This window comes from Nocardia pneumoniae NBRC 100136, from assembly GCF_000308755.1.
Taxonomy (GTDB): Bacteria; Actinomycetota; Actinomycetes; order Mycobacteriales; family Mycobacteriaceae; genus Nocardia; species Nocardia pneumoniae.
This window is the reverse complement of the sequence record NZ_BAGF01000058.1, coordinates 137,174-154,004: the sequence shown is the minus strand read 5'-3', so window position 1 is coordinate 154,004 and position 16,831 is coordinate 137,174. Positions and strand designations below refer to the sequence as shown.

Annotated in this window: 11 protein-coding genes; 2 read left to right on the top strand and 9 right to left on the bottom strand. The window is 68.9% G+C overall.

The window, feature by feature from the left end:
- The first annotated feature begins 357 nt into the window (after positions 1 to 357).
- Positions 358 to 1,692 carry an AAA family ATPase gene (locus tag ON34_RS19030; protein WP_245548093.1) on the top strand — a complete coding sequence of 445 codons (1,335 nt, stop codon included), beginning with the start codon at positions 358 to 360 and terminating at the stop codon, positions 1,690 to 1,692.
- A 92-nt stretch (positions 1,693 to 1,784) separates the two neighbouring features.
- Here ON34_RS19030 and ON34_RS19025 read toward each other — a convergent pair whose 3' ends face one another.
- Both ON34_RS19025 and ON34_RS19020 read right to left on the bottom strand, forming a co-directional pair.
- Entirely contained in the window at positions 1,785 to 2,159 is a 375-nt protein-coding gene (locus ON34_RS19025) for an SUKH-4 family immunity protein (protein ID WP_040781015.1), read from the bottom strand.
- An 86-nt stretch (positions 2,160 to 2,245) separates the two neighbouring features.
- Positions 2,246 to 2,815, bottom strand: coding sequence for a TetR/AcrR family transcriptional regulator (locus ON34_RS19020; RefSeq protein ID WP_040781013.1), 570 nt, complete (start codon positions 2,813 to 2,815; stop codon positions 2,246 to 2,248).
- Between the two features lie 96 nt (positions 2,816 to 2,911).
- Here ON34_RS19020 and ON34_RS19015 point away from each other — a divergent pair, with 96 nt between their 5' ends.
- Positions 2,912 to 3,349, top strand: coding sequence for a DoxX family protein (locus ON34_RS19015; protein WP_040781012.1), 438 nt, complete (start codon positions 2,912 to 2,914; stop codon positions 3,347 to 3,349).
- Positions 3,350 to 3,412: 63 nt separating this feature from the next.
- Here the strand turns inward: ON34_RS19015 and ON34_RS19010 are convergent, their stop codons facing one another.
- The 7 genes from ON34_RS19010 to ON34_RS18980 are packed head-to-tail and all read right to left on the bottom strand — an operon-like array spanning position 3,413 to position 16,660.
- Positions 3,413 to 4,216, bottom strand: coding sequence for an SDR family oxidoreductase (locus ON34_RS19010; RefSeq protein ID WP_157172333.1), 804 nt, complete (start codon positions 4,214 to 4,216; stop codon positions 3,413 to 3,415).
- Positions 4,217 to 4,227: 11 nt separating this feature from the next.
- Positions 4,228 to 5,190, bottom strand: coding sequence for a DUF1702 family protein (locus ON34_RS19005; RefSeq protein ID WP_051022834.1), 963 nt, complete (start codon positions 5,188 to 5,190; stop codon positions 4,228 to 4,230).
- A 14-nt stretch (positions 5,191 to 5,204) separates the two neighbouring features.
- Positions 5,205 to 5,708, bottom strand: coding sequence for a flavin reductase family protein (locus ON34_RS19000; protein WP_040781010.1), 504 nt, complete (start codon positions 5,706 to 5,708; stop codon positions 5,205 to 5,207).
- A complete protein-coding gene (locus ON34_RS18995) occupies positions 5,705 to 6,880 on the bottom strand; it encodes an RnfABCDGE type electron transport complex subunit D (protein ID WP_174372051.1) in 1,176 nt (391 codons plus the stop codon). Before ON34_RS18995 ends, ON34_RS19000 begins: the two co-directional genes overlap by 4 nt.
- Positions 6,877 to 8,889, bottom strand: coding sequence for a CRTAC1 family protein (locus ON34_RS18990; protein ID WP_218003907.1), 2,013 nt, complete (start codon positions 8,887 to 8,889; stop codon positions 6,877 to 6,879). The genes ON34_RS18995 and ON34_RS18990 overlap by 4 nt, the downstream gene beginning before the upstream one ends.
- Complete coding sequence (locus ON34_RS18985) at positions 8,886 to 10,343, bottom strand: aminotransferase class I/II-fold pyridoxal phosphate-dependent enzyme (protein ID WP_040781008.1); 1,458 nt, start codon at positions 10,341 to 10,343, stop codon at positions 8,886 to 8,888. The genes ON34_RS18990 and ON34_RS18985 overlap by 4 nt, the downstream gene beginning before the upstream one ends.
- The gene (locus ON34_RS18980) at positions 10,340 to 16,660 is read right to left on the bottom strand and encodes a type I polyketide synthase (protein ID WP_040781006.1); all 6,321 of its coding nucleotides are present in this window, start codon (positions 16,658 to 16,660) and stop codon (positions 10,340 to 10,342) included. The genes ON34_RS18985 and ON34_RS18980 overlap by 4 nt, the downstream gene beginning before the upstream one ends.
- Positions 16,661 to 16,831: the final 171 nt, after the last annotated feature.

Genomic DNA, 16,831 nt, shown 5'->3' with positions numbered 1-16,831 from the left:
GGGGCCGGACCACGTCACCGGTGCTCTCGTTCGCGAGGGCCAGGCAGGACGCGGCGTTCGGCGTGCCGTTCGGGTCGCCATGCGGCGGCTGCTGATGCCACGCATGACCCGGGCTTCGCCTCCGAGCCGAATGCGACTCGTTCGGCGCTGCGCCCCGACCGTACTACTGTGCTGATTTACGGGGGTACAGTTATATAAACTGTACCCCTACAAACTGTGAGGAGGGTCGTGCAGAAGCCTGCGGACATGTTCGATCGTGACTACGAGTGGTCGGCGCTGACCCGCTTCGTCTCGGACGAGCAGCCAGGTGCGACGCTGGGAGTGGTCTCGGGCCGACGCCGCCAGGGCAAGACCTTCTTGCTCGAAGCGATCTGTCAGGCGGCGGGAGGGTTCTACTTCGGTGCGACCGAGGCGACCGAAGCCGAATCGCTGCGGCGCATCAGCACTGCCTTGACGGCTCATATCCGGCCGGCGAGCCCATTCCATTTCCATGGTTGGGCGGAGGTCATCGATACGCTGCTCAGCCTGGGGTCCGAACGGCCGGTTCCGGTCGTCATCGACGAATTCCCCTACCTTGCGAAGGCGAATCCGGAGCTCCCGTCGGTCATTCAAGAGGCCTTGCGGCCGTTGCGTGAACAGCGAGCGAACTCACGGACTCGGTTGCTGCTGTGTGGGTCCGCGTTGTCGTTCATGGGGCGAATCCTGTCCGGTAGCGCCCCTTTGCGTGGCCGCGCCGGGCTCGAATTGCTGGTTCGTCCGCTCGACTATCGTTCGGCGGCCGAGTTCTGGGGAATTACGGACCCTCGCCTAGCGCTACAGGTCAATTCGATCGTGGGGGGTACTCCTGCGTATCGGCGGGAGTTCGCGCGTGGCGATGCCCCCACCGGCCCCGAGGATTTCGATGACTGGGTGGTTCGAACCGTGATGAATCCGGAGACACCACTGTTTCGCGAGCCGCGATATCTGCTGGCCGAGGAACCCGAATTACGGGACACCGCACTGTATCTTTCCGTGCTGGGCGCTGTCGCGGACGGCAATGCAGCGCGCGGTGGCATCGCCAGCTACCTGGAGCGTAAGGCGGCCGATATCGCCCATCCCCTCAATGTTCTCGAAGATGTCGGACTGCTCTACCGCGACGCCGACATCTTCCGCGACAACAGATCCACATATCGGATCTCCGAGCCGCTGATTCGGTTCTACCACGCGATAATGCGTCCGGTATGGGATCAGCTCGAACGCCCTGGAAGTGCGAACCGGGTGTGGCGTGCCAGCGGCCGCAGGTTCGCCAGCAACGTGCTGGGGCCACATTTCGAGCAGGTATGCCGGGACTGGGCGCTGCACCATGCCGATCCCGAATTGTTCGCCGGAGTTCCGGCCAAAGTCGGCCATGGGGTGGTACACGACGCCAGTACTCGAACGAATTACGAGATCGACGTCGCCGTCATCGGGATATCGGACGGCGGCAAGCCGCCGCTCCTGGCGATCGGTGAGGCGAAGTGGAACGACACGATGGGGCACGGTCATCTCGATCGTCTCCGGCGTATCCGGGATGTCGTCGCCCGAAACGGCCGGTACGACACCAGTCGAACTCGACTACTGTGCTTCAGCGGAGGCGGTTTCAACGAGAATGCCCGAAAGGCGGCAGAGTCGGACGAGGTAACACTTATCGACCTGCCGACGCTGTATGAATGACGTGCACGAGATGCCTCGGTAGGTCGGCGAGCCAGCGCGTCGTGATTGTCGATCAGGGCAAGGAGTTCACGGGACGCTATGTCGGTTTCTCTTCACGGAGAGGTGCTGGCGGGCTGATCGTCCTCCTCGGGCCAACCGTCCTCGATGATCAGACGCCCGTCCTGGAGTGCGGCCGTGTACTGGTCGGCGACCATCGTGGCCGGGTAGGTGGGCCAGTAGGAGACCGCGCCGGTGGGCTTGTCGATGACGCAGACCGAGCCGCCGACGACTACCGGCGCGTTGGGGTCGGCGTGCGGCGGCCTGTCGAAGACGGCGATGGTGACGAAGCAGGTGTCGAATTCGGTGACCCGGTAGGTGATTCCGTGTGCGGCGTGGTCCTCGCCGGTGAGGTAGTGGTCGGCGATGCGGTGCGCTTCGGTGAGGTCCAAAGGCGTCGCCGCGTCGGTCGGGTAGGCGTGGATGTCCATGTGTCGATGGCAGCCGGGATGGGGCCGCCTGCTCCTTCCGGATGTCCAGCTAACACGGTGGCGGCCCGGCGCAAGACGGTTTCCGGTCAGTCGAACCGGATGGTGGACAGCATCGTACGCGCGAGAACCTCCGGATCGGGATCGGTGACCAGCGCCGAATTATGCAGCGCCCCTTCGCGCCACAACGAAGCGAAGCCGTGTACCAGGGACCATGCGGCGAGCTGGGTGGCCTGCTGGTGGCTTCGGCTGTGCTCCGGCTGGATCGCCGAGACCCCCGAGCGTAGCGCCGCGCCCGAAAGTTCCCGCGCCGCACGCAATTCGGGGTCGTCAGCGTGCAGCAGGCTGTGGCGGTACATCACGTCGAAGTGCCCGGGATGCTCGCGCGCGAAGCGAATGTAGGCGACCGCGACCTCGCGGAAGTCCCCGGTGGCGTGTTCGAGTTGTTCGGTCAGCAGCTCGAACCCTTCGGTGGCCAGCGCGGTGAGCAACCCGGCTCGATCGCCGAAATGATGTGCGGGCGCGGCATGCGACACGCCCGCGTGCCGCGCCAAGTTCCGCAGTGAAAGGGCGTCGACGCCCTCGGCGGCGATGCGTTCGGCGGCCGCGGTCAGCAGTGCCGCGCGCAGATCGCCGTGATGGTAGCCGTGCTTCGCCATATCTCGATGGTGGCCGATCATCTAGACATTGACAAGTTCAGCAGTGTGGGCCTAATCTTTCCACTGTCAAGATTGCTTCGATGTTCAGGAGTCCCGATGGCACCGCTGGTTGTCCTCGCCGTCGTCACCGCAGCCGCCCGGCTCATCGGCTGGCTGATCGGCCCCGGCTGGCTCGATTCCTGGGCGCACGCGACCGCGCTCGGGCTGGCCGCGATGTTCCTCCTCACGGCCAGCGCGCATTTCCTCCAGCCGCGTCGTGACGCGCTGATCGACATGGTGCCGCCGCGACTGCCGAATCCGCCCGCCCTGGTGACGCTGACCGGCGTGCTGGAAGCCGCGGGCGCGGTGGGCCTGCTCATCCCCGCGACCGCCGACCTCGCGGCGGCCTGCCTGATCGCGCTGCTGGTGGTGATGTTCCCGGCGAACGTCCGCGCCGCCCGTGCCGACGTGGGTATCAAGACCATGCCGCTGCCGCTGCGGACGCTGATGCAAGCCGTCTTGATCGGGGCTTGCGTGATCGTCTTGGTCGGCTGAATACGACGAAGGCCCTCCCGCGCACCGGAATCCGATGCGCGGGAGGGCCTTTCGCCGCTATGGTCAGCCGGAGCGAAGCGCCTTCGCGATGGTGCGGCGCAGAAACGGCCGCGCCAGATCTTCGGGCAGGTTCGCCCAGGCCAGGAAGAACCGGGTCAGCGGATCGAGGGCGATGTGGTGCTGCCGTCGTTCCAGCCCCCGCACGGCGGCCTCGGCGACCCGCTCGGCCGACATCGGCTCGATCGATCCGGTGACGGCCTTGGTCTCCACCGGCTTGCGCAGATTCTCCTTGGCCAGCCCCGGCGTGTCGGTGTCGGCGGGGTAGATCACCGTGACGTCCACGCCCCGCGGCTCGACCTCGTAGCGCAGACAGAGTGCCAACTGCCGGATGCTCGCCTTGGTCGGGCCGTAGCCGCTGTAGCCGGGAATGCCGAGGAACGCCGAGGTCGAGCTGACGAGAAGGATTTTTCCGCGCGACCGTTCGACCATGCCGGGCAGTACCCGACGCACCGCGTGCACGGCGCCGAGATAGTTCGCCGACATGTGCACCTCGAACTCGCCGGCGTCCACCTCGAGAAACCGGCCGGGCAGCGTGAGTCCCGCGCAGCACGCGATGACCTCGCACGGCCCGTTGCGCTGCTCCAGATCCGCGATGGCGGAGGCGAGTTGGTCCGGCCGGGTCACGTCCGCGGTGGCCCAGTCCGCCCCGAGATCTTTCGCGGTGTCGCGCAGCGGCAGTTTCCGACGCGCGATGATGGAGACCCGCGCGCCGCGCCGCGCGAAGGCTCCCGCCACCGCGGCGCCGATCCCCTCCGATCCGCCGGTGACGATGACGTGCTTGCCGACCCAGTCGCTGACCCGTGCCATCGCGGCGATCCTCAGGCCCGGCTCGCGGTGACGATCTCGGCGATCCGGTCCCGCCACAGCAGATAGGTGCCGGACGTGCCGTCGTCGGGCAGGCCGTCGAGCGCGTCCTCGATCAGCGCGTCGGTTTTCGCGACGGTGGTGCCGCAGAACACTTGCGCGGCCGCCTCGCTGTGCTCGTTGACGCTGTCGGTCTGCTGCCGGATCCGCGCCACCATCGCCGAACCCAAGGAGAGCTGCGGACGGTATTCCCCGGCCAGATCCCAGAGTTCTTCCATGGCGGCGGGCGCCACGCCCCCGGCGAAGGTGACCGCGATCCCGACGCCGCTCCACAGATCGGCGTGCCGCTTCGGGTCGAACTCGCCGATCATCCGCACGACACCGGCCGGGCTTCCGCCGCCGATGAACCACAGCGCACGGCCGGTGCCCTGCGTCATGATGCGCTTCAGATTGTCTCGGTCACCGAGCCAGCCGGGGAAGCGGGACTCGACATGCTGCTCGCGCACGTAACGCTGCATCTGGAAGAACGCCTTGTAGAAGCCGTAGCCGTCGATGGCGAGCCAGCGGAACAGCGGGTGCTCCGGAAACACCTTGCTCCACCGGAACTTCGGGATCTTCGACATCGCCAGGCCGACGCCGACGTACATGGTCAGGGCGTACTGGCTGGCCGGGCCGCTGATCAGTTCCGCGGCGCGGCGACCGGGGGACAGCGAGTCGATCGCGGTGAGACCGACCGCGGCGCCCTCGTAGGCGAACCCGCGGTACTTCGGCGGCACCGCGAGCAGAGCGGTTATCAGTTCGTCATTGTCGGCGCTGCGCACCGCGGAGTCGATGCCGCTGACCAAGTGCATGGTCACCTGCTCGAGCTCGAGCGCGGTCTGCTGGTCGGGCTGGTCGAATTGGCTCATCACTCGGCGGACGCTGGCCGGACTGGGGACGAACAGGGCCGCGCGCAGCGGACCCAACGGCGAAGGCATGGGTTCTCCAATCGTCAAGGGATTCGAGGAATGAAAGGACGGAAGCCGCCGTCGAAGAACGTGAGCGCTCCCGAGGCGGCCAGTTCGGCGGCGCGTTCGGCGTGCACGACCTCGCCGATGACGATGCTGTGGTCGCCGCTGTCGAAGACGGTGTCGAGCTTGCACTCCAGGCCCGCGGCCGCGTTCGCCAGCATCGGCGCGGCGGTGTGCGGTCCGGGAAACCACTCGACCTGGTCGAATTGGGCGCTGCCGTCGGGGCGCGCCGAGTCGGCGAAATACCGTGCCACCGCCTCCTGTCCTGCCGACAGCACCGAAACGGCGAACGCGCCCGCCTCGTGGATCGCCCGGTGCAGGCGCGCCGTGTGGGCGACGCACACCAGGACCAGCGGGGGATCCAGCGAGACGGACGTGAACGCGTTGGCGGTCATCCCGTGCGGCCGTGGCCACCCGGTGGTGACCACGGTGACACCGGTGGTGAAAGCGCCGAGCACGCGGCGCAGCTCGGCGCTGTCGGTCATGGGCGAGCCGCCTCCGTCGCCAGCTCGGCGGGCTCGTCCTCATCCGGGGCGACCGGACCGGACGGCTCCGATGCGGTCGGCGTCGCCGAGCGCTGCCGCCACCATTCGACGCCGCTGCGCACCCACCAGTAGATGCCGCGGGCCGAACACGTGATGACCAGCGCGAAGAACAACCCGTACGAGATGTGCAGCGCGGTGACCACGCCGTACAGGATGCCGACCGACGCGCCGAACATGATCTGCTGCTTCTTGCCCGATGGCGTGGTGCCGGGGTCGGTGACCATGTAGTTGGAGAACAGCACGAACGCCAGCCCGGTCATCATGCTCAGACCGGCCAGGATCGAGATGTCGGGCTCGAAGATGCCGCGCACGATGGCCTGCAACGCGAACGCGGTCACCCAGGCGAAGATCAGCGGCATCTTCTTCGTCAGCTTGGCGTTCAGCATGGTGCCGGTCGTCAGCAACAGCAGCACGATGATCACGTCCGGCGGGCCGGAGATGTACTCGGTGAAGTGATACGGCGGCGCCACCGAGATCATCGGGAACACCAGGAACGCCACCACGATCCCGAAATTCGACGGGTTCATGAAGTGCCGCCACTTGCCGTTGATCTTGGCGCGCAGCACCCACTTCGTGCCCACCGCGACCACGATGCCGAAGATCACCGGCCACAGCTTGTCGTGCGCGAACACCAGGAAGTTGAACGCCAGACCGGTGATGTGCGCGGGCAGCAGGAATTCGAACATCCCGCGCGGCCCGCGGCCCATGAAGGCGGGCGGCCGCTTGTACGCCCAGGCGGCCAGGATCTCCAACCCGATTTCGGTGGAGTACGCGGTGGCCAGCGCGATGAACGGCCACAGGAACGGCTGCTCGAAACCGAGCAGCGGGAACCCGATCACATTGAACACCGTGATCGAGATGGCGAAGTTGCGCAGCGCCAGGTACCGAGGATCTTTCGTGGGCGCGGGCGTCGCCACCCATTCCTTGGCGAACTCGGTGCCCGACCGCTGCAAAGCCGAGATGCGTTCCGCGGTGGTGACGGGCGCGCCGTTGCCGTCGGGGCCGCCGTTGGCCGCGGCGCTGCCGTTGCCGTTCGGGCTGCCGGTGGTTTCGGGATGGCCGTTCGACGCGGCCACCGCGTCGCCCGGATCCTTCTTGTCGTTGTCGCTCATCGCTGCTTGACCTCCTGCGCGTCCGAGGCGAGGTTCACGGTGTGCCAGCCCGGCGCGAGCTGGAGGGTTTGTTCGTGCGGTGTGCCGTTGTTCTCACGCCAGCAGATCCGGACGTTCAGCGGTGCGGCCGAATCGACATTGCCGAGACCGAGATGTACTTCGGTCGCGCGCTTTCCGGTGTGCCCGCTGCCGCCGTCGACGTAGCTGGTGATCAGTCGGCCATCCGGCGTGCGCACTTCCACCTGGGCGTCCACCGCGGGAACGCCCAGCACCGGGAGCCCGGCCACGGTGGTCGTGGCGGCGGTGCCCGCCCAGGTCGGCTTGACCAGCTTCAGGCCGAGGAACTGGCCGTTGGTGGCCTTGTTGTTGTGGTAGAAGGTCGGATCGCCCCACTGACGAGCGACGGCGAAGCTGAGCGCGCCGTTGCCGGAAGTGTCGCCGACGGCGATGCCGCGCGACGGGACCGGGGTGTCCATCCCGAGCGCGTGCGTGAGATTGGCGAACTTGCCGTCGTCACCGCGGCTGAAGAAGCCGACCGGATTGTCTCCGGCCAGATCGGCGCCCGCGCCGATGATCGGCCAGGCCCACGGGTACTTGACCAGCTCGTCGTTCATGGTGCCGAGTTCCTGGATCTGCGGCCACCGGTTGGTGTCGCCCTTGATCATGCCGGTGGCCTGGATCAGCTCGTTGCGGCCGTCGTTGTCGAAGTCGCCGGCCTTGGCGTCCCAGCCCCAGGTCTCCCAGGCCAGGCCGACATCGGTGGCGCGGTTCTCGAACGGCGCGACGCCCTCGGACAGCTGACGCGCGGCATCCGCGGTGTCCTTGGCCGTGTTGTACCAGGCGAAGTGGCCTTCCATCAGCGCGAATCGCACCGCGATGTTGCTGACGAACAGGTCCGGTATGCCGTCGCCGTTCAGATCGGCGAATTCCGCTGCCATGCCCTTGTCCGAATCATGGCCCAGCACATAGGACTTCGGGTCGGTGAGGCCGCGCTTGCCTTCGGCGAGATGGAATCGGATCTCACCCGGCTTCGACTCGTTGACGAACAGGCGGTCGCGCCCGAAGTCGTTGGCAACGTACAGCTCCGGGAGCTGGTCGCCGGTGAGGTCCCTGGACGCGGCGGCCAGCGCCCATCCGGTGTCCGTGCCGATCGGGAACGGATTGGCCACCTCGCGGAAATCGGCGGTCGGCTCCTCTCCCGACGTGGCGGAGGCCAGTGTGAAGATGCGGGCCTTGCCGCCGTTGCGCGCGTTGGACAGCGAGTCGCTCATCCGCAGCGCGAGCTTGGCGTCGTCGGTCAGCACGTCCATGTCGGGGAAGTAGTGGCCCAGGAAGATGTCCGGCTTGCCGTTGCCGTCGAAGTCGGCGACCGATACCACCGTGGTGATCCAGCGCTGGCCCTGGTAGCCGCCGTCGGGGGAGTTCGGCGAGGGGACCAGGTCCACCGGCCGGAACGCCTTGCTGTCCAGGTGGGTGGCGTTCGCGCGTTGCAGATACAGGATCGGCGTGCGGCCGTAGTACTGAACGAGCGCATCCATCCGGCCGTCACCGTTGAAGTCGCCGGGCGTGCAGCCGGACGGGACGGTGGACTCGTCGATCGGCAGCGGCTTGGGGTCCAGCACGAACGGCTCGTAGCGGCTGGTGTTGCTGTCCGGGGTCGGGGTCAGGAAGGCGGTGTCCGAGCGCGGATCGACCACGCACAGGTCATCGGCCAGCCGGTTGCCGTCGAAGTCGTTCATCGCGATGGCCGAGCCGATCGAGGAGATCCAGGCCGCCAGGTTGTCGTAGGCCGGGCGCACGTGGCGGATCTTGCGATCGGTCGGCAGTCCCTTGGGCAGGGCGATCGGCATCGCGGTGAAGTCGAACTTGCTCGCGATCGGGCCGCCCGCTTCGTCGTGGATGGGCAGCAGCGCCGAGCGGGCCGGAATGAACATCGAGCCCATCAGCAGCAGTGCCACCCCGGGGACCACGGCTTTTCGGAGGAGGGATCGGTTGATGGGAATTTTCACGAGCGCTGTTCCTCCTCATGGGCGAGAGTGAATTGCTTTCCCGCGGTGTCCGCGAGACCGTCGAGCACCTCGCGCAGCGTGGCCAGCGCCTGGTCCATCTGCTGCTCGGTGTGCCTGCAGTTGATGAAGAACCGCAGCCTGGCCTCCCCGGCCGGGACGACCGGGTGGGTGATGGCGTTCACGCTGAAATCGCGCTGCAACATCGCCAGCGCGGCCAGCACGGCGGGTTCGTCGGCGCCGGTCATCACCGGGATGATCGGCGAATCCTCGGACGTGCCGATGTCGAAGCCGTATTCCTTGGCGCGGCGGTGGAAGTACTCGCTGTTGTGCCGCAACCGCGTCACGCGCTCGGGCTCGTCGCGCAGCACCTCCAGCCCGGCCAGCGCGGCCCCGATGGCCGAGGGCGCGGGCGCGGCGGTGTACATGCTCAATCCGCCCGCCACGTACTTGAATCCGTCGACCAGCTCCCGGTTGCCCGCGAGATAGCCGCCGACGCTGCCGAGCGCCTTGGAGAGCGTGCCCATCCAGACGTCCACGGCGTCGCCGGGCAGGTCGAACAGCTCCCGCACACCGTGACCGGTGGCGCCGAGCGTGCCGAACGAATGCGCCTCGTCGATCATGATCGAGCAGTCGTAGCGCCGGGCCACCTCGATGATCTCGGGGAGGCGGACCACGTCGCCGTCCATGCTGTAGAGGCCCTCGATGATCACCATGGCGCGGTCGAAACTGCGCCGGGACATCTTCAGGATGGTCTCCAGCGACTCGGGGTCGTTGTGCCGGAACGAGACCCGCTTGCACCGCGACCACTCCGTGCCGGAGACCACGCTGTGGTGGATAAGTGCGTCGCAGACGGCGAGATCGCGCTTGCCGAGCAGGAACCCGACCGCGGCGGCGTTGGTCAGGTAGCCGCTCGCGGTGACCAGTGCGGCCTCGGTGTCGTAGATGCGGGCGATCTCGGCTTCCAGCTCCCGGTAGATCGGCAGCTCGCCCGCCACGATGCGGACTGCGGCGGCGGAGGTGCCGTACTGGTCGATCGCGTCCTTGGCCGCCTGCCGCACCCGCGGGTCGGCGGCCAGGTCCAGGTAGCCGAAGCTGCTGAAGTTCACCACATCCCGGTCGGCCATCCTGGTCACCGCACCGCTGACGCCCTCGTGCGGCAGGTAGTACGGGTTCACCAGACCGACCTGCTGAACCCAGGTGTCGAACCGCCCGAATCGCTGACCGGCCTCCAACACACCGGGATGGTCGCGGAAGGACGTGTGCGCGGACCCGCGCCGCGCGCTGTCGCCGTTCGTCGTCGCGGTGGATGCGGCGGTCGCCGAGCCGTTCGCGGGACCGGCGGAGCCGTTCGCTACATGCGCTCCGTTCGCGGTCGCCGGGGCAGCGCTCGTCTCGCCGCCCGCGTGCCTGGCCAGCAGCGCCCGGGCCAGGTCACGGGAGTTGTTGCCGGTCAATTCGTCCTCGCTCTCGCTGCACGCTCTTCTTCTTGGGCAATCTGCTCGGCAATTCGCGCGCCGAGCCCGCGCAACGTCAGGCCGATCACCGCCAGCACCGACAGCTGGGTTCCGAGCACCTGCACGACACGTGCGGCGAACTCCATACCCATCAGTGAGTCCATGCCGAGCTCGGGCAGCGGAGTATTCAGATCCACCGTCTCGGCGTCGACGCCGAGCACCGCGGCCAGCTGTTCGGCGAGCAGGTAGGCGACCACTTCGCCGCGCTGCTCGACACCCAGCCGCATGATCTCCGCCCGCAGCGCGGACGCGCCGGAGGCGCCGCCGCCAGCGGCCGCGACCAGCTCGGCGAAACGCGGTGTGCGCGTGGAGGGTCGGTGCGCCAGCGCCCACTGGCTCCAGTCCACGTCGAACAGCACGACCTGCGGCAGGTTCAACCGCAGGCACTCGCCGAGCAGCTCGGTGGCCGCGTCCATGTCCACCGAGCGGTAGCCGGTCCGCTCCGCGTACCGGGTGACCGCCTCGTAGTCGGCCATACCGCCGCCACCGCTCATGAAGCCCCAGTTCACCGACAGTGCGGCGGCGCCGCGGGCACGCCGGGTGGCGGCGATCATGTCGAGCACGGAATTGGCCGCCGCGTAGCCGAATTGGGGCGGAATGCCGACGATGCTGCTCGCCGAGGAGAACAGCACGAACATGTCGAGGTCGATGCCCGCGGCGGTGATCGCGGTGTCCAGGTTCAACGCGCCGGCCACCTTGGGGCCGAAGATCTCCGCCAGCGACTCGGCGGTGATGTACGGCACCTCGATGTTGTTCACCACGCCAGCGGCGTGGAACACCCCGCGCAGCGGATGGCCGCTGGTGTGGCTGCGCTCGATCAGCGCGGCGACGGCGTCGTAGTCGGCCATGTCGACGCGCTCCTCGACGACCTCGACTCCGGCGGCGGCGAACTCGGCGACCGCGGCACGGGCGGCATCCCCGGTGGCGCCGCTGCGGCCGACCAACACCAGGCGGCGGGCGCCGCTGCGGACCAGCCAGCGCGCGGTGGCCAGGCCGAACGCGCCGAACCCTCCGGTCACCAGGTAGCTGCCCTCGGGGTCGACGGACAGACTCGGCCGTTTGGGCAGCACGGTCGGATTCGGTTCGCGCAGATCGAGGACCACGCGACCGATCTGCTTGGACCGCACCACGGTTTCGAACGCCTCGGCGGTCGAGTCGAGCGGGAACGCGGTGTAGGGCAGGTGACGGTAGACGCCCTGGTCGCACGCTTCCATCGCGCGGCGGATCCCGCGGCGGACGATTTCCGGACGCACGGCCAGCGCCCGGTCCATGTCCACGGCGAAGAACGACAGGTTCCGGTCGAACGGGCGCAGGTCGATGGCGCCGCCGCCGTAGATGTCGGCCTTGCCGATCTCGATGATCCGGCCGAACTCGGCGGCCACGCGCAGGTTCTGCTGGAGGATCTCGCCGGGGGAGGAGTTGTAGACGACGTCGACGCCGCGCCCGTCGGTCAGTGCCAGCACGTCGTCGACGAAGCTGATCGAGCGCGAGTTGACCACCTCGTGCGCGCCTGCCGCCGCGGCCACCGCGCGCCGCTCCTCCGAGCCCGCCGACGCGATGACTCGCGCGCCGAGATGCACCGCGACCTGCACCGCGGCCATGCCCATGCCGCCCGCCGCGCCGTGCACCAGCACCGTTTCGCCTGGTCGCAGGCGCGCGAGCTCGCCGAAGGCGAATTCGGCGGTGAGGAAGGGCAGCGCCGAGCTGGAGTGGCAGGGGTCGATCTCCGAGTCGACGTAGTCGATCGGCATCGTGGCGCCTTCGTCGGGCCGGCATGTGAGATAGCGGCGGGTCATGTCCTTGGCGCACACCGACATCCGGTCGCCCACCGCGATCCCGGTCACGCCGGGACCGACTCGCTCCACCACGCCGTAGCCGTCCATGCCCAGCGTCGTGTCGAAATACGTTCCGGCCAGCTCTTTTTCGGTGAGCACGCCGAGCACCTTGAGCGCGTCCTTGTAGTTGAGGCCCACCGCGTCCATCCGGATCTCGACCTCGCCGGGTCCGGGCGCCACGCGATCGACCGCACGCCACGCCAGATCCGACAGCAGTCGCGTGCGCGGAATCTCCAGCTCGAAAGAGCTGTCCGGGTCGGTCAGCGGCGCGGGTTCGTCCCAGGACGCCACCTGTTCGCGGAGCGATTTGCGCAGGTGCAGCGCCCAGCACGCGCCCGCGCGCAGCGCGACCTCGTCGGCTCGTCCGTCGCCGAGCACCTGCTCGATGACGTCGGCGGTGCGGGTGGTGGGTTCGGTGTCGACCAATCGCCACTGCGCCGCTGGTTGCTCGTTGCGCAGCGTGCGTCGGGCGCCGGTGAGCGCGGCCTGCGCGGGATGCGCGAAGTCGTCGGTCGGCAGGCAGAACGCCCGCTCGGTGACGACCACCGCGCGCACCTCGGCCGCCGGGGCCTCGCTGTCCTCCTCGCCGACCACCAGCTCGCCGATCGCCTTGGCGACCAGCGCGAGCCCGTAGGCATTCGGCACGGCGTCCAGTTCGGCGCCGGATACGACGACGAGGCGGCTGCGCGCCACGTCGGGTCGCTCGTTCCCGGCGCGCAGGGCCGCGAGCACGCGGTCGGCGGCGTTCTCCTCCGGCGGAAGGGTGAGGATCTCCGACGAGGTTCGGGCGCTGGCGATCTCCTTCGCGCGCTGGGACACGGTGCTGCCCAGGCTGACCACGAGCAGGAACTCCTCGCCGTCCGCTGGCTCGTCGACGGCCGCGTCCTCGTCGACGATGGCCCACACCGGCTCGTAGAACAGCTCGTCGAGCTGGTCGTGCAGGTCCGGCTCGGCCGCGAGGCGGGCGAAGCGGACGCCCGTAAGCGCCAGTGCGACAGCGCCTTCCGGTGACGCGATGGTGATGTCGGCGCACAGCGGATCGCCGTCCACCCGGCGGACCAGCACCGCGGCCTGCTCGGGCAGCGGCCCGGTCCAGCGGACCCCAGCGACCGAGGACGGCACCACGACGCTCGCTCCCTGTGCGGTCTGGGCGTAGAGGGCGGCGAAGCATTGCAGCGCGGCGTCGACCGCGGCGGGATGCGCCAGGTGCGGCAGGCTCGGCGCGCTGTCGGCCAACGGCGTGAGGTCGAGCCGGGCCAGCACGGAGTCCGCGCCGACCTGGGCCGCGGTGATCAGCCGGAAGCTCGGGCCGTAGGCCAGCCCGTGCGCGGCGAGCCCGTCGTAGAGCGTCGCCGCCGCCACGTCCACCGCGCCCACCGGCGCGGTGAGGTCGATCGTGCGTGCGTCGACGTCGGCCTCGATCAGTCGTCCGTGCGCGTTGACCGTCCAGGTGGTGCCGGTGGCGGCGCGGGAGTGCAGGGTGAACCGGTGGGTGGTCTCCTCGACCGTGAGGCGCAGCACCGGAACGTCGTGCTGGCCGATCACCAGCGGCGCGACGAACTGGACCGACTCCAGCCCGAACGTCGAGCGGCCGGTGCGGACCGCGACGGCGCTGAGCGCGGCGTCCAGGTAGGCCGCGCCCGGCAGCACGACCGACCCGTCCACCACGTGATCGGGCAGCCACGGCAGCGCGGCCACCGACAGCTCGACCTGCCACTCCGGCGCGGACGCCGCGGTGCGCTGGCCCAGCATGACGTACCCGTCGGTGGCGCCGACGCGATCGGCTTCGATCGCGGGGTCCTCGGTCCACAGGGTGCGGCGCTGCCACGGGTAGCGCGGCAGATCCAGGTGCGCGGCCGGGGTTTCCGGCGCGCCGGGCGCGGACGTGGTGTCCAGCCCGCCCGCCTGGTACAGCTCCCCCACCGCGCGCAGCAGGTTGCCGCGGTCGTCGGCGTCGCGGGACAGCGTGCTGATGGCCGCGCCGTCGAGGCCGCGGCGCACGAACGCCTCCCGGATGTTGCCGCTGAGCACCGGGTGCGGCCCCACTTCGAGGAAGACCCGGTGACCGGCGTCGAGCAGGCTGTCCACGGCAGCGCCGAACAGCACCGGTTCGCGCACGTTGCGGCACCAATAGGCCGCGTCCCAGTCCGGACCGGACAGTTCGCCGCCGGTGACGGTGGACCAGATCGGCACTCGCGCGGGCCGCGGCGCGAGATCGGCCAGCACTTCGGTGAGATCACCGAGAATGGGGTCCATCAAATGGCTGTGATAGGGCACCTCGACGCGCAGCGCCTTGGCGAAGACGCCCTCGTCGGTGAGTTCGGCCCGGATCCGCTCCAATTCGGCCGGATCGCCGGACATCGTGGCCGCGGAATGGCTGTTGACCGCCGCGACGCAGACGCCATCGACGCCCGAGAGACGCTCGCGCAGTTGCTCTTCCGACAGCCCGACGGCGAGCATGCCGCCGGTGCCCGCGGTGGTGGCCTGCAACCTGGCGCGGTGGTAGCTCACCAGCAGCGCGTCGCGCAGCGACAGGGCACCCGAGACATACGCCGACGCCACCTCGCCGACGCTGTGGCCGACCACCGCGGCGGGGCGGATGCCGAGTTCGGCCAGTTCCGCGGTGAGCGCGGCCTGCACCAGGAAGTTCGCCGGCTGGGCGTAGGCGGTCCTGGTGATCCGCGACTCTTCTTCCGGACGCAGGAGTTCCTCGACGATCGACCATCCCGCGATCTCGCGGAAGGTCTCGTCGATCGAGCGCGCCGCGGCGGCGAAGTGACCGCCCGCCTCGAGCAGGCCGCGAGCCATGCCCCACCACTGCGGGCCCATCCCGCTGAACACGAACACCGGTTCGGTCGAGCCGTCGGTGAGTGCGCGGGCGGGCGACTTGCCCGCTCCCGCGGCGAAATCGGCGAGCTGGGCGCGCAGGTCGTCGCGGTCGCGGTAGGCGAACGCGGCGCGAATCGGATGGTGCGCGCGCTGGGTCCATGCCGCCTCGGTCACCGCGCCGACAGGCGCGGTCTCGGTCAACTCGTGCAGCTGGGTGGCCATGGTGCGCAGCGCGGTCTCGTTGCGCGCCGACAGTGGCAGCACCGTGATCGATGTCCGCTCGGCCTCCACCCGGGGCGCTTCGGGGGCGCGGGTGAGGATGGCGTGCGCGTTGGTTCCCCCGTAGCCGAAGCTGTTGACCGCCACCGCGGCCTGCCCGTCGGAGTTGGGCAGCGGCTCGGACTCCAGCGGAATCCGTACCCGCAGCTCGTCGAACCGGATCTCCGGATTCGGGTTGTCCAGTCGCAGCTGCGGCGCGATGACGCCGTGGTGCAGGGTCAGCGCCGCCTTGATGACGCCCGCGACGCCCGCGGCGGCCTCGGTGTGCCCGATGTTGTTCTTCACCGAACCGACCGGCAGCGGCTCGTCGCGGCCGTCCACCGCGCCGTACACCGCACCCAGCGCGGACAATTCGAGCGGGTCGCCGACCGGCGTTCCGGTGCCGTGCGCTTCCACGTAGCGGATGTCGCGCGGGTCGATGCCGGCCAGCCGGTGCACCCGCCGGGCCAGGGCCGCCTGCGCGTCCGGGTTGGGCACCGGGATGGCCAGCGTGCGGCCGTCCTGGTTGACGCCGCTGCCGCGCACCACCGCGTAGATCCGGTCACGGTCGCGGACGGCCGCTTCCAGCGACTTCAGCACGACCGCGCCCGCGCCCTCGCCGCGGCCGTACCCGTCGGCCGCGGCGTCGAAGGACTTGCACCGGCCGTCGACGGCGAGGAAGCGGCCCTTGCACATCGAGATGAACGCCTCCGGCCGCAGCATCGCGTTGGCGCCGCCGACGATCGCCGTCTCGCATTCCCCCGATTCCAGCGCGAGCACTGCCTGGTGCAGCGCGACCAGCGACGACGAGCAGGCGGTGTCGATGGTCATGGTGGGACCGAGCAGGTCGAGCAGGAACGCGATGCGTGCCGACAGCAGGGTGTGCGAGGAGCTGGTCGGGCTGTGGCTGTTGATCGAGGCGCGGGACGCGGCTCCGCTGCGCACCAACGCGTTGTCGTTCATGAAGCCGCCGACGAACACGCCGACCTCGCGACCGCTGACCCGGCCCGCCATCCCGGCGTCGTCCAGCGCTTCCCAGGCGACCTCGAGCAGCAGCCGCTGTTGCGGGTCCATGATGGAGGCCTCGCGCTGGGAGATGCCGAAGAATTCGGCGTCGAACTCCCAGAGCGGCTGGGTCAGGAATCCGCCGTGCCTGGTGTACATCCGTCCGGGCGCGTCCGGATCCGGATCGTAGAACTTCGCGAGGTTCCATCGATCCGGCGGCACTTCCACGATGCCGTCGCCCTTGCGTACGACGAAGTCCCAGAAAGACGCCGGTCCGTCGATGCCACCCGGAAAACGGCAGCCGATACCGACAATTGCTACATTGGGCATGCAAAATCCCCTGATGCTCAGGTATTCGACAACGTCAGCGGTTTCAGAGACGGCGTCGTCGAATCAGCGTGGAGACAACCGGAACCAGACGCCCGCAAACATGTTCCGTAGCAGGCGTCATCCGGAGGTGAAGTAGTAGTTCCGTGGTCGGAGGTCAGTGTCCACCCATGG

What these genes read in the sequence shown, in the direction of transcription:
- ON34_RS18980 (WP_040781006.1), bottom strand. Translation starts at nt 16,660, where the DNA reads ATGCCCAATGTAGCAATTGTCGGTATCGGCTGCCGTTTTCCGGGTGGC.
- ON34_RS19010 (WP_157172333.1), bottom strand. Translation starts at nt 4,216, where the DNA reads ATGGCACGGGTCAGCGACTGGGTCGGCAAGCACGTCATCGTCACCGGC.
- ON34_RS19005 (WP_051022834.1), bottom strand. Translation starts at nt 5,190, where the DNA reads ATGCCTTCGCCGTTGGGTCCGCTGCGCGCGGCCCTGTTCGTCCCCAGT.
- ON34_RS19015 (WP_040781012.1), top strand. Translation starts at nt 2,912, where the DNA reads ATGGCACCGCTGGTTGTCCTCGCCGTCGTCACCGCAGCCGCCCGGCTC.
- ON34_RS18995 (WP_174372051.1), bottom strand. Translation starts at nt 6,880, where the DNA reads ATGAGCGACAACGACAAGAAGGATCCGGGCGACGCGGTGGCCGCGTCG.
- ON34_RS19025 (WP_040781015.1), bottom strand. Translation starts at nt 2,159, where the DNA reads ATGGACATCCACGCCTACCCGACCGACGCGGCGACGCCTTTGGACCTC.
- ON34_RS19020 (WP_040781013.1), bottom strand. Translation starts at nt 2,815, where the DNA reads ATGGCGAAGCACGGCTACCATCACGGCGATCTGCGCGCGGCACTGCTG.
- ON34_RS19000 (WP_040781010.1), bottom strand. Translation starts at nt 5,708, where the DNA reads ATGACCGACAGCGCCGAGCTGCGCCGCGTGCTCGGCGCTTTCACCACC.